12 protein-coding genes are annotated in these 12,770 nt (G+C 72.5%); 4 read left to right on the top strand and 8 right to left on the bottom strand.

Annotated features, from left to right (window positions below):
- Window positions 1-8: 8 nt before the first annotated feature.
- Window positions 9-1,697, top strand: coding sequence for a serine/threonine-protein kinase (locus RM788_RS47485; RefSeq protein WP_315927706.1), 1,689 nt, complete (start codon window positions 9-11; stop codon window positions 1,695-1,697).
- On the opposite strand, the gene RM788_RS47480 is transcribed toward RM788_RS47485, so the two are convergent.
- The 6 genes from RM788_RS47480 to RM788_RS47455 form a co-directional block, all read right to left on the bottom strand.
- Window positions 1,694-3,610 carry an FAD-dependent oxidoreductase gene (locus RM788_RS47480; protein WP_315927704.1) on the bottom strand — a complete coding sequence of 639 codons (1,917 nt, stop codon included), beginning with the start codon at window positions 3,608-3,610 and terminating at the stop codon, window positions 1,694-1,696. The genes RM788_RS47485 and RM788_RS47480 overlap by 4 nt on opposite strands.
- Before the next feature lie 156 nt (window positions 3,611-3,766).
- Window positions 3,767-4,636, bottom strand: a complete 870-nt coding sequence (locus RM788_RS47475) for an AAC(3) family N-acetyltransferase (RefSeq protein WP_315927702.1) — start codon at window positions 4,634-4,636, stop codon at window positions 3,767-3,769.
- 27 nt (window positions 4,637-4,663) lie between these two features.
- Window positions 4,664-6,838: a tetratricopeptide repeat protein gene (locus RM788_RS47470; protein ID WP_315927700.1), complete on the bottom strand. Its 2,175-nt coding sequence runs from the start codon at window positions 6,836-6,838 to the stop codon at window positions 4,664-4,666.
- Window positions 6,828-7,409: an RNA polymerase sigma factor gene (locus RM788_RS47465; protein ID WP_315927698.1), complete on the bottom strand. Its 582-nt coding sequence runs from the start codon at window positions 7,407-7,409 to the stop codon at window positions 6,828-6,830. Before RM788_RS47465 ends, RM788_RS47470 begins: the two co-directional genes overlap by 11 nt.
- A gap of 1 nt (window position 7,410) precedes the next feature.
- Window positions 7,411-7,680: a hypothetical protein gene (locus RM788_RS47460; protein ID WP_315927696.1), complete on the bottom strand. Its 270-nt coding sequence runs from the start codon at window positions 7,678-7,680 to the stop codon at window positions 7,411-7,413.
- A 114-nt stretch (window positions 7,681-7,794) separates the two neighbouring features.
- Window positions 7,795-8,244 (bottom strand): SRPBCC family protein, encoded by a 450-nt coding sequence (locus tag RM788_RS47455; protein WP_315927694.1) that lies wholly within the window; start codon window positions 8,242-8,244, stop codon window positions 7,795-7,797.
- A 264-nt stretch (window positions 8,245-8,508) separates the two neighbouring features.
- On the opposite strand from RM788_RS47455, the gene RM788_RS47450 reads away from it, so the two are divergent.
- Both RM788_RS47450 and RM788_RS47445 read left to right on the top strand, forming a co-directional pair.
- Window positions 8,509-8,742 (top strand): hypothetical protein, encoded by a 234-nt coding sequence (locus RM788_RS47450; RefSeq protein WP_315927693.1) that lies wholly within the window; start codon window positions 8,509-8,511, stop codon window positions 8,740-8,742.
- A gap of 97 nt (window positions 8,743-8,839) precedes the next feature.
- Window positions 8,840-9,697: an alpha/beta fold hydrolase gene (locus RM788_RS47445; protein ID WP_315927691.1), complete on the top strand. Its 858-nt coding sequence runs from the start codon at window positions 8,840-8,842 to the stop codon at window positions 9,695-9,697.
- 1 nt (window position 9,698) lies between these two features.
- Here the strand turns inward: RM788_RS47445 and RM788_RS47440 are convergent, their stop codons facing one another.
- Window positions 9,699-10,292 carry a TetR-like C-terminal domain-containing protein gene (locus tag RM788_RS47440; RefSeq protein ID WP_315927689.1) on the bottom strand — a complete coding sequence of 198 codons (594 nt, stop codon included), beginning with the start codon at window positions 10,290-10,292 and terminating at the stop codon, window positions 9,699-9,701.
- Between the two features lie 72 nt (window positions 10,293-10,364).
- Between RM788_RS47440 and RM788_RS47435 the strand changes: the two genes are divergently transcribed.
- Window positions 10,365-11,759 (top strand): amidohydrolase family protein, encoded by a 1,395-nt coding sequence (locus RM788_RS47435; RefSeq protein WP_315927687.1) that lies wholly within the window; start codon window positions 10,365-10,367, stop codon window positions 11,757-11,759.
- Window positions 11,760-11,823: 64 nt separating this feature from the next.
- Here RM788_RS47435 and RM788_RS47430 read toward each other — a convergent pair whose 3' ends face one another.
- Entirely contained in the window at window positions 11,824-12,711 is an 888-nt protein-coding gene (locus RM788_RS47430) for a helix-turn-helix domain-containing protein (RefSeq protein WP_315927685.1), read from the bottom strand.
- Between the last annotated feature and the right edge of the window lie 59 nt (window positions 12,712-12,770).

Here is a 12,770-nt window from a genome sequence, read left to right as displayed (position 1 = left end):
GGGTAACCGTGAAGCCGCTCGGAGCGTCCGACCCGACTGCCGTCGGCCGGTACCGGATCCTGGCGGAGTTGGGCCGGGGCGGCATGGGCCGGGTGCTGCTGGGATCGGGGCCGGACGGGCGGCTGGTCGCGGTCAAGCTGATCCACGGCGCGCTCGTCGCGGACGAGGGGTTCCGCGTCCGCTTCAGCCGCGAGGTCGAGGCGTCGAGGAAGGTCTCCGGGGCGTACACCGCCGCCGTGGTCGAGGCCGACGCGGACGCGGACGTGCCGTGGCTGGCGTCGGTGTTCGTGCCCGGCCCGTCGCTGCACGAGGCCGTGGCGGTGGCCGGGCCGCTGCCGGAGGAGTCGGCGCTGCGCCTGGCGGCCGGGCTGGCGACCGCGTTGCAGGAGATCCACCGGGTCGGTCTGGTCCACCGCGACCTCAAGCCCTCCAACGTGCTGCTGACCGACGACGGCCTGCGCGTGATCGACTTCGGCATCGCCAAGGCCGTGGACGGCACCGACAACAACCTCACCCACACCGGCTCGATGGTCGGCTCACCGGGGTTCATGTCGCCGGAGCAGGTCGAGGACCGCGTGCTGGGCCCGGCGAGCGACGTGTTCGCCCTGGGCGCGGTGCTGGCCGCCGCGTGCACCGGGCGCAGCCCGTTCACCGGCGCGTCCACGTTGCAGACGCTGAACAACGTGGTGAGCGTCCGCCCCGACCTCTCCGCGCTCCGGCCGCGGGTGCGCGCGATCGTCGAGCGCTGCCTGGAGAAGGACCCCGCCAGGCGGCCGACCCCCGACCAGGTCCTCGACCTCGCCCACCCGGTCCCGCCGTCGGTGCAGCCGTGGCTCCCCGCCGTGCACCGGATGATCGACGACCAGCGCGCCGCCGTCTCCCGCTTCCTGCCGCCCGGCCCCCGCGGTGCCCCGCTCGCGGAGCAGACGGCCCGCATCGCCGTGACTCCCCCGCCCCGCCCCAACCCCACCTCGGTCTTCTCCCCCGGCGAGCAGTTGCGCACCGGCCCCGCGCCCACCCCGCCGCCGCCCGCGCGCGGCCGCCCGCGGTGGGTGGTGCCCGCCGTCTCGGCCGCGGTCGTCGTCGCGCTGCTGGCCGGCGGCGCGGTCGCCTGGCAGAAGTGGCCGTTCTCCGCGACCGCGAGCGGCGGCACGGCCCCGGCCCCCGCGTCGACGTCGCGGAGCAGCGCCGCGCCCACCACGACCAAGTCGGCCCCAGCCTCGTCGACGCCGAAGCCCGCGCCGACGACGTCCACGACGAAGGCCCCCGCCCAGAAGGAACTGCGGCTGTACTGGAGCGGCGAACTCCAGGACAACGCCACCTGCGTCGACGAGAACTGCCTGGGCAAGCAGCGCGCCGGGTACGGCCTCGCCCACACCGAAGGCCGCCTGCTGGTTTCCCCCCAGGACGGCGCGGTGCCGCTCAAGACCTACCGGAACGACGCGCGCGGCGACGTCGCCACCTGCGTCACGGACGCGTGCGTCCACGAGCAGGACATCGCGGGCTACGTCTTCGTCCGCGACGAGGGCTTCGTCTTCGGCAGCCGCCGCCCCGGCACGGTCCCGCTGAAGCTGTTCTGGAACGCCGAACGCGAGGACAACGCCACCTGCGTGACCGACGTCTGCATCGCCGACCAGACCGCCGTCGGCTACCAGTTCATCCGCGACGAGGGCTTCGTGTACCCGGCGACTCCCTAGGCAACGCCCGTTTCACGCTTCGCGGCGGGCAGCGTCGCGGAGCCGAGCGCGGTCTCCAACTGCTCCCACCGCGTGACCAGGTCCGACATCATCAGCATCAGCACGTCGGGGAAGGCGTAGAGGAAGCTCTGGTACCGGTAGTGGTCCAGGTAGAACACCACGACGTCGTCGCTGACCGCGGTGACCGACGTGGTGCGGGCGTTGAAGAACAGGTCGTAGTGGCCGAGCAGGGCGCCCCGGCCGAGGACCGCGCGGTCGTAGATGCCGCCGAAGTCGACCTCGACCTCACCCCTCGCGACGAGGAACACCCCGTGCGCCGCCTCGTCCTCCCGGCACAGGGAATCGCCCGCGCCGAAGGGGATCTCGTCGAACATCGACGCGAGCGTCTCCAGCTCGGAGTCGGCCAGCGAGCCGAACAGCCGCACCCCGTACGGGTCGACGCTCTGCCGCAGGCACGCCACCCGTTCGGTCAGGTCCCCGTCGGTGATGTGCGTCATCCGCATCCGCACGAAGCGCAGCATCCGGTCGGTGTTGCGCGACTGGCGGCGGGACGTCCCGGCGCTCGGCGGCGTGTAGACGGACGAGTTCCCGCTGATCCGCGCGGCCTCGCGCCTGCCGGACTCGTACGCGCTGTGCACGCAGCCCCAGTGGTAGGGGTTCGTGCCCTCACCGGCGAAGAACAGCTTGTCGCCGACCGGTTCGGCGAGCGTGCCGATGTCCTTCGACGAGGAGTCGACGCCGATGCACGTGTACGAGCCGAGGGCGAAGGGGTCGGTGGACCACGCGGTCCGCGAGACGTGCTCGGGCGCGGGCGCGTCGGCGCCGAAGATGTCGGCGACGACGGTGGTGGCGTACGCGGAGACGTCCTCTTCGGACCAGGCCTCCATCCCGCGGCCGAGCGAGGCGCCCAGCAGCATCACCAGGATCGGCTTGCCGTGGGACTTCCACATGCTGATGACGACCGTCGGGTAGCGGTCGGTGTCGCGGCACAGGTAGCCGAAGACGTACTGGTCCCTGGGCCAGAAGGGTTCGCGGTAGTGCAGCGCGATCTTGTTCAGCGTGCCGAAGCCCAGCCGCTCGATCGCCGACCGCTTCGCCTCCGGCAGCGGCGGCTCGAACCGCACCGACCCCGCCTTCAGCACGCCGAGCGGCACGGTCACCAGCACCTTGTCCGCCTCGAACGCGCCGCGGTCCGTCGTCACCCGCACCGGCCCGGCACCGGTGTCGATCCGCGTGACCACGTGCCCCAGCCGCACGTCCAGCCCTTCGGCCAGCGCGTCCACCACCGACTGGTAGCCCTGGTGCAGGGTGCTGTCGCCGTAGCCGTAGACCAGGTAGCCGTCCTCCCAGAACTTCAGCGACAGCTTGTCCGCGTCCTCTCCCACGTCCTCGCGCAGGATCACGTTGAGGTGGAAGCGAACCGCCTGCGCGTCCTCGGTGGACAGCCGCCGCTCGGCGAGGATCCGGTCGATCGCCTCGCCCAGCGACATGTCCGGGCGGTCCTCCTTGCGCGCCACCTCCGCCCGCTGCTCCAGCTCGTGCAGCACGTCGTCGGCCAGCTCCAGCGTCCGGCTCTTGTGCCGGTGGTTCGCCTCCCGGCTGTCCGCCCCGAACAGGTCCATGCTGTCGAACCCGCCGGTGTAGGCGCTGTCACCGCCCACGTAGCTGAACGGGATCCCCAGGTCCTCCACCAGTTCCGTGATCGGATTGCCGTCCGTGCCGTGGATCCAGTGCGCCCCCAGGTCCACCCCGTGCTCATCGGTCCAGATCCGCCCCCCGACGCGCTCCCGTCCCTCCAGGACGGTCACCGCGTGCCCCAGCTCCCGCAACACCCGCGCCGCCGCCAACCCCGCGATCCCGGCCCCCACCACCAGGACTCCGGGCAACCCGCCCTCACCAGCTCCTTCGACCATGGCACGATTGTCGGCCCGCCGACACGGCCGCCGACAGTCCCGGATCGTGTGCTTGTACTGGTCCGTCCGGGTTGGACCGACCGAAGGGGGAACATGCCCGTGCGCACGGGGTGGTGACCGCACGGACACCCGTCCGGGATCGAGCGCCCGGTCCGGTCACGTCTTCACGGCACCCGCGCCCACCTTGCGCGACCGGTCAGCCCACTGCTCGACACCGATCGGCCCTCCCGCGATCGAATCCGGGCACGTCGGGCAGTCCGCGTGGGCACAGCGGGTGACCGACCGGTTCGAGGCGATGGCCGCGGTGGCGGCCGTGAGCACATCGGCCACCGGATAGGCCCTCCACAGCGAGGCTCCCACGATCGTGCTCGTCCGATGTGGACGGAGAGCCGGTCCCAGCCGGTTGAACCCCCTGGAGCAGGAGCCGACTTCGACGGCGCGCACGTCGCCGTCGAAGTCCCGTGCCCAGCGCAGGAAGAGCCGTCGGCCGGACCGCTGCTCGGCCAGGTGGAGAGCGGTCATCCTCGTGAGGTCCACACCGATCTGGAGGACCGCACCGTCCTCGGCTTCCAGTTCGCGAATCGGGCCGTAGACGTCGTCCGGGCTCTGCGCTGCGACCAGATCGGTCGCGCGGGGCCCGATCGCGGCGAAGGAGTTCAGCGGATGCGTGCCGCGAACGACGTCCGCGCGGCGGACGAGGGTCGCCGGGAACACGCCCAGAGCCGGGTTGACCAGCCCGCAATCAGGTCGGTAGACGCGGCTCCCACCGCGGTCGCGGAGGGCGGTGTAGTCGATGCCGTTGCGCTCCGGGCGCAGGTCGGCGGTGGGGGTGACGCCGAACTGGGGTTCGGTGAAGCTGGGAACCAGCACCGTCAGCCCGCGGGCGAGCAGCACGTCCAGCAGGGTGTCCGCCCCGCCGTCGAGCGGTCGCCCGAAGGACCGGAGCGACGTGTGCACGATGACCGAGCGGCCCGCCAGGTCCAGGTCGTCGATCGCTTCCCCAAGCTGCTTCGCGTGGATCATCATGTGCCTCCGATGGGTGGTTCGGCGTGGTCAGACGATGTGGAAGGCGTCGACGACCCGTCCGGCGCGGAGTTCCTCCAACGCGCGTGCCGTGGTCCTGGTCTCGGGGTGGTCGTCGCCGAGGACTCGGCGACGACGCTTCAGGACGTCCTCGTACAGCAATGTCGCCTCGGCGGTGCGGCCTTGGCGCGCGGCGGTCCACGCCAGCTCGTGGGTGCTGAGGAGGATCTCGGGGTGCTCCTCCTCCAGCACCCGCTGCCGCAGACCGAGCACCTCGCGGTACATGGCTTCGGCCTCCGCCCAGCCGCCGAGCTTCGCGGTGACCCAGGCGATCTCGTGGCGCGTGGCCAGGGTCTGGGGGTGGTCTTCGCCGAGCACGCGCCGCCGATCCCGCAGCACGTCGAGGAACGCGGCGAAAGCCTCGTCCAACCGACCCCGGCTCGCCACGGCCCAGGCGAGTTCGTGCCGCGTCGTCAGGGTGGCGGGGTCGTCCGGTCCGAGGATCAGGAGACTGTGCCGGAACGCTTGCCGGTAACGCGACTCGGCCTGGGCCCACCGCCCCCGGCAGGCTGCGATCCAGGCGAGTTCGTGACGGCTTTCGCAGGTGTCGACGTGACGCCCGCCCAGCACGCGCAGGCGGGCGTCGAGGATCATCCGGTACTGGCTTTCGGCCTCCGCCAGGTCGCCCTGGTTCGCGACCGCCCACGCGAGCTGGTGCCTCAGGCGCAGGGTCGCGGGGTGGTCGTCCCCCAGCACGGCGCACCGTGCGCGGGCGATCTCGCCCAACGCCATCGCCGCCTTGACCGTTCCACTCCTGTCGAGCGCTCGGACCATGTTCGTGGTGGCGTCCATCAGAACGGCGTGGTGTCCGTGGTCCACGTGCTCGGCGACGTTGTCCAGCAGTGCCAGCAGGTGCGGGGCGAGCGATCGGTACCGCGGCCAGTCCTGCGGCAGGTCGAAGCGCAGCTCGGCCACCGCGGTGGCCAGCAGGTCGACCGCGGCGTGCCGGATCCGGTCCGCGTCCGTCCCGCCGATGCGCGCGCGGGCGGAGAGGGTGATGACCGGGTGCAGGCTGATCGCGCCGTCGGCCACCGCCGAGCCCTCGGACCAGTTGTGGATCAGCCCGACGCTGTCGAGTCCGCGCATCGCCTCGCCCAGCCGGTCCTGGGCTTCCTGACCGTAAAGGCCGGCCACGGACGCGGACTCGAAGACACCTGTCGGGATCGAGGTGGACGCGTAGCAGCTCACGAGCTGGAGCGCCGCTCGCGCGTGCGTTATCCCGCCGCGGGCCAGGCCTTCCAGCGCGATCTCCGCGGTCCGGGTCACCGCCGCCACGTCGGAACCACCGCGCGGCAGCCGCTCCCCGTTCGCCGCGACAGCACGCCCGTAGTCCGCGAACGTCGGCCACCGGGCGACGCCGGAGTGCAGGTAGGTCCCCGCCAGGTGCAGTGCGAGCGGCAAGCCGCCCAGGCGACGTGCCAGCACCCGTGCCTGGTCCAGGTCTCCCGCCGCGGGCGCCAGGTCGCACAGCACCTGCGCGGCGTCGGTCTCCCGCAATCGGCCGACCTGGTGCACCCGTGCCGTCCCCCACGCTCGGGGGTCGGCGGTCCGGCTGGTCACCAGGACAAGGCCGTCCCGCGACGACCGGAGCCAACCCACGGCGAGCGCTGCGGGATCGTCGGCGTTGTCGATGACGAGCAGCCATTCCCCGGACGAGCTCTCCAGCAGTCTCCAGAACCGGTCGGGAGCGTCCGCCGCACCGTCCTCGATCGCCTTGACGTCGACCGGCGATCCCTTCAACTCACGAGCCACCGCGGCGAACCCGGCGGACCGGGCCGTCGAACTGGCGGCGGACACCCACCACACCCGGCGACCCTGTTCGCGAAGCCGTTCCGCCACGGCGATCGCGATCGTCGACTTGCCCGCGCCGCCCACACCCGCGAGCACCACCGGTCCACCTCCGGGTTCGTGCGCCGACACCGACAGCTCGTCCAAGAGCCCACCACGACCGCGGAGTCCGCCCCGTGGGCCACGGGGAACGGCGAGCTCCCGCCGGGGCTCGGCAACGACGTCGACCTCCCGGTCGATCCACGCCTGCAATCCCGCCAGGCCGCGTCCGACGTCGAACGGCGGGTAAGCGGCCGCGCGGGCCCTGCGGTAGGCCTCGCCGAACGTCAGGGCTTCGCGATCCTCGTCATGCGCCACCGCCCGCTCCTTCCTCATCGTCGTCATCGATGAACGGCACCAGATGTCCTACATCCGCCCGCAGTCGCGCCCGCATCTCCATCCGGTGGCCGCGAACCCTGGACTCCGTGATTCCCATCCGTTCGGCGATGCGCTTGTCGGGCCAGAACTCCGCCCAGGTCAGACACGCGACCTCCTGCTTCACCGCCGACATCCGGGTGATCAGGGCCCAACACGCCTTCAACGCCGTGGACAGCACCACGAGTTCGGCGGGATCGGCCTGTGGAAGCCCGATATCGGGGACGTCCGGGGTGGAATCGACCACGCGCCCCTTGCGCCAATCGTCGATCGACTTGTACTTGAGCACCTGGCGCAGCCACGCCCGCTGCCCGTCCACTGTCAACCGGCCGACCTTGTCCCACGCGAGGACGGCTTCCTGGAACGCCGTCTGCACGAGGTCTTCCGCGCCGATCCCGTCGACTCCCGGTCGAGAGCAGGCGTACCGGTACAGCTCCCCCACCTCGTTCACGTACAGCTCCCGCACGCGAGCGATCTCCTCGGGCGTGCGCTCCGGCCGTTCGGTCCACCCCACGTCATGGCCTTGACCGCGGCTCGTCGCGGACCGCGACAGGCGCCCACTCCAAGCTCACGTGCCCATCGCGGCGAATCGTCAGCAGCCCGGACGGGGATTCTCGGACCACCGCGACCAGGGTGCGTCGGGACTGCCAGCCGGATAACAGCCAGGCGGCGCTCCAGAGCGCCAGCAGCCCCGCCACCACCAGGGCGGTCTGCCAGGGGAGTGCTCCTGCGGTCAGGGCGGCCACGCTCGCCCACGGGTCGGTCCTGGGGGAAATCGGCGTCATCACACCCCACTGTCGTGCGACCGGCCCTCCGCGTTCGGTCGCCTGGCGGGATTCCTTGCGAAGATCCGCATCCGCGGACCGGTCATGACGCACCGACGCCTGCGCCCTGCCGCGTCAGACCCGCGGCGAGCGCTTCGCCTCGAACCGGCGGGTCAGTTCGCGGCCCCGTGCCACCTGGACCTTCTTCGCCTTCCCCACCGCGAACCGCAGCAGCCCGAACGGCGCGGACAGCCGGTAGTGGTCGGTCACCCGTGTGCCGCCGGGCACGGGGGTGAGGTGGTAGCCGTAGGCCACGCGGACGCCGCCGGGGCTGACGACGTCGCCGGTGATGGCGCCATCGCCGAGGTCGAGGGTGACCTCGATGACGTTGTCGTGGTGCAGGGGGCCGAGGGCGAAGCGCTCGACGGCGGTGAAGCGCACCGCGTCCGGTTCGCGGCGGATGTCGCGGACCTCGACGATCAACGGGGACAGGCCGACGTGGTTGTTCGGGTCGGTCAGGTGCTCGAAGACCTCCGCCGGGGAGGCGGGCAGGGTGGTCGTGGTGCTGAACTCGGCGCTTTTCACGTGGCATCCCGGTGACGAGGGGTGTGGTCGGCGGTGGCAGGAGCACCGCCGGGTGGCCACGGCGATTGTCGTCCACGGGCGGTGGGGGCGGCGCGCCACGGGTCCGGAGCCCGGTCGGGGTCCTCAGGGGGGTGGAGAACCCCGACCGGCGATCCGGCGGCCGGGGGGGGTGGCCGCCTAGGCGATTGTCGCGCATCCGGGGAATTCCGTTACCCCTATTTTTGCGGTGCCACGTTTCCCGCCGTGACGGCCCGGTAGATCGCGGTGACGTACTCCCGCGCCCGGCCGGAACCGGGGACGTCCGTCATCACGTACCCGATGGTCATCCCCCGCCCGCCGCGCCGACAGCTCGTCGACGTGGGCCTGCAACGCCGCGGCCTCGCGGTGCAGCTCGGCCACGAAGTCCGGGCCGATCGCGGACTCCTGCCGATCAGGAAGGGCAGGGCGTCGTGGATGAGCCGGGTGGACAGCCCCGAGGCAGGCAGCGCGCGGATCTGATCGATCCGCTGGACGCGCGCGGTCATCTCGCCGATCCTCATGACGCCGGTGTGCGGTCTGACGGCGGTCCGACGTCGGGCGTCCTACCGTGGTGGACATGGCGGAGCACGAGTCGGACGGCGGGGAACTGATCGAGGTCGGCGGTGTCGAGCTGTGCGTCGAGACCTTCGGCTCGCGGGAGGACCCGGCGGTGCTGCTGGTCGCGGGAGCCGCGGCGTCGATGCTGTGGTGGGAAGCCGAACTGTGCGAGCGGATCGCGGCGCGGGGGCGGTTCGTGATCCGCTACGACCACCGGGACACCGGCAGGTCCACCTGCTACCCGCCGGGGCGTCCCGGTTACGCGTTCACCGATCTCACCGAGGACGCGCTGGGCGTCCTGTCGGCGTTCGGCGTCGAGCGCGGCCACCTCGTCTGCCAGTCGATGTTCGGCGGCATCGGACTGATCGCCGGGGTGGACCACCCCGACCGGGTGGCGTCGTTGGTGTTCCTCAGCTCGTCCACCGGCGGACCCGGCCTCCCGCCGCCGTCGGACGAGCTGGCCGCGCGCACCCACGCCGACCCGGACCCCGCCGATCCCGTCGCGGTGGTGGACTCCGTCGTCGCGTCGGCGAAGGCGTACTCGCGTGGCTCGCCCCACTTCGACGAGACCGCCGTGCGCGCCCTCGTCGAACGGGACGTGGCCCGCGCGCGCGACATCGCGTCGACCCTCGTCAACCACTACGCCATCGACTTCGACGGCCCCGCCCGCGGCGGTTTCGGCGACATCACCGCGCCGACGCTGGTGGTGCACGGCGACCTGGACCCGGTGTTCCCGCTCCCCCACGGCGAGGCGCTGCGCGACGCGGTGCCGGGCGCGGAACTGCTGGTGCTGCACGGAGCCGGGCACGACGTGCCGAGGCCCCTGTGGGACGGGTTCGTCACGGCACTGGTCCGGCACACCGCGGGCGACCGGTAGTTCAGCTCCGCGGGGACAGCAGCGGGACGAGGACCTCGTCGACCACCGCGGCCACCTCGTCGTCGCCGACGGCGCCCGTGCGCCAGGCCTCCACCAGGAGCATCCGCGGTCCGATCTCGGCGCTGCGCGCGGTGACCCGCGCCGGATCGGCCTCGCCCCGCCCGACCGCCTCGCCCATCACCCCGAGCAGCACGTCCTGCGCCGGGCGGATCACCGATTCCCACACCCGCTCGAACAGCTCGGGGTGCTGGTGGCGGTGGGCGAGCAGCGGCCGCAGCGCCTGCCCGCGCGGCTCGTCGAGCGCGCGGACGAACCCGGTGAGCAGCGTGATGAGGTCGGTGCGCAGGGAGCCCGTTCCCGGCGGGACGGGGGGATGGCCGAAACCGGTGGCGGGATCGGTGAGCGCGGCCAGCACCAGTTCGTCCGGAGTGGACCACCGGCGGTACAGGGCCGCCTTGCCGGTGCCCGCGGCGGTCGCGATCCGGTCGAAGGACAGCTCGGCGAAACCGGTGCGGGACAGCTCCTCCAGGGCCGCGAGGTGGATCGCCTCGGTCAGCGCGCCGCCTCGGCGCCGGGTCGCGGGTCGCTGGGTCACACCCCCATCATGACGACGTCGGATATAGTGAACAAATCTGTTCACTATGAGCCGCTGTCCGGAAGGACCCCGATGTACCGCATCGCCAACGTCGCCGTGGTCGACCCGCGCGACGGCTCGATCACCGCCGACCAGGACATCCGGATCGCCGACGGGCGGATCGCCGGGATCGGCGCCGCGGCCGGGCCGGACCGGGATCAGACGACCGTCGACGGCCGCGGCCGCTTCGTCGTACCGGGGTTCGTGGACATGCACGCCCACCCGCTCAACCTCGGCGACCCCACCCGCGAACTGGGGCTCATGCTCGCGTTCGGCGTCACCGGCTACCGGCAGATGAGCGGCACCCCCGACCTGCTGCGCCGACGGCGGGACCGCGGGCCCGCCGTCGACGACGGGACGCCCGCGCTGCTCGCCACGCCCGGCGCGGTGCTCACTCCGATCAACGCGGGCAAGCCGGACACGGCGGTCGCGGAGGTGCGGCGCCAGGTCCTGGACGGCGCGGACTTCATCAAGGCTGCCCTGATCACCCCCGAGGTCTACGCCGCCGTCCAGACCGAGGCCGATCGGCTGGGCATCCCGGTCGTCGGCCACCTGCCCGCGGGCGTCGACGTGCGCGCCGCGTCCGACGCGGGCTTCCGGTCGATCGAGCACGTCGGGCCGGGGCTGGGCGTGCTGGGCGGTTGCTCGTGCCACGAGGAGCGCCTGCGCGCCACGACCTCGCGCGGCCCGATCAAGGCGCCGCCTTTCAAGATCCCGTTCGCCGACAAGGTGGCCGAGAAGCTGATCGGCAGGATCGTCGTCAACCCGGCCCAGATGACCGGTCCCGCCACCCTGCGGGCCATCCAGGACGCGGTCGACAGCTTCGACGAGGACAAGGCCCGCGAACTCGCCCGCCGGTTCGCCGCGAACGACACGTGGAACTGCCCGACGCTGATCCGGATCAAGGCCCAGCAGTTCTGCGACGACCCGGCGTTCGCCGCCGACCCCGACCTGCGCTACGCCACCGCGAAGGAGCGCAAGACCTGGAACGCCGCCGCCGCCGCGTTCCGCAAGAAGTTCGGCGAGGCGCAGCGCGCCGTGTTCGCCGCCCAGTTCGCGCTCCAGCTGCGCGTGGTGAAGATCCTCGACGAGGAGGGCGCGCCCCTGCTGGCGGGCACCGACGCGGTCGGCGCGGCCTGGGTGGTCGCGGGCGCCTCCCTGCACGACGAGTTCGACCTGCTCGCCGAGGCCGGTCTCAGCCCGCTGCGGATCCTGCGGACCGCCACCACCGACCCCGCCCGCTTCCTCGGCCGCGAACGGGACGCGGGCACCGTCGAACCGGGCAAGGAGGCCGACCTCGTCCTGCTCGACCGCGACCCCACCGCCGCGGTCGCCAACCTGCACACCGTCAGCGGTGTCGTCCGCGCGGGCAGGCACCAGGACACCGCCGCGCTGACGGCGTTGAAGGAGCAGGCCACCGGGCGGTAGCGCGGTCCGCCTGGAAGCGCGCACCCCTTTCACCGAACCGGAAAGGACTGTCCGAACAGGACGGCTAGTGCTCGACCGCGGGGTGGATCGGCTGTGCCGCACCGATGTCCCCAGCAGAACCCGTCCAGCTCGCGAGCAGGTCCATGGCCCGCCGTGACGGCGATCCGGCCTCGGTCGTGTAGACGAACAGGGTGGTGTCGGGGTCGCCCGGCGGGGTGAGGGACTCGTACTCGACGGTCAGGTCCCCCACCAGCGGGTGGCGCAGGCGCTTGGCGCCGTGGGTGCGCTGGTGGACCCGGTGCTGCTCCCACCACCGGCCGAACTCGTGGCTGCGGTCGCGCAGTTCGGTCACCAGCGCGACGGTGGCGTCGTCGTCGGGGTCCCGGCCGATCTCGAACCGCAGGCTCTCGACGGCGGCGCGGGCCTGGTCCTGCCAGTCCACGAACAGCGCCCGCGCCCCCTCGTCGAGGAACATCCAGCGCGCGTAGTTGCGCCGCGCGGGCGGCAACCGGTCGAAGTCGGCGAACAGCGCCTTCGCCATCCGGTTCGCGGCCAGCACGTCCGTGCGGCGCCCGAGGACCAGCGCGGGCTCGCCGTCGAGGGAGTCCAGGAGCTGGTGGAGGCCAGGGCGCACGCGTTGCACGGCACGGGATCGCCGCGGAGCCCTCCCGGTCAGCCCGATGAGGTCGTCCAGGTACGCGCGGGCCGCGGCGTCGAGCCCGAGGGCGCGGCCGATCGCCCCGACCACGGCCGCGGACGGCGTGATGCGCCTGCCCTGTTCGAGGCGGGCGTAGTAGTCCGTGGAGACCCCGGCCAGCAGCGCGACCTCCTCGCGCCTGAGGCCGGGCACGCGGCGCACCCGCCCGTCGGGCGGCAGGCCCGCGCGTGACGGGTCGACCTGGCCGCGGGCCCGGCGCAGGAAGTCGGCGAGTTCGCGATTGGTTCCGGCCACCTGGTCGATTGTCCACGAAGACGCCCCGTCCCAAGTGGACCTGCGAGTCCTAGGCAGCC

The sequence above is a fragment of the Umezawaea sp. Da 62-37 genome, from assembly GCF_032460545.1.
GTDB lineage: Bacteria > Actinomycetota > Actinomycetes > Mycobacteriales > Pseudonocardiaceae > Umezawaea.
Note: the sequence above shows the minus strand (reverse complement) of the source record. Positions and strands in the feature narration are given on the sequence as shown.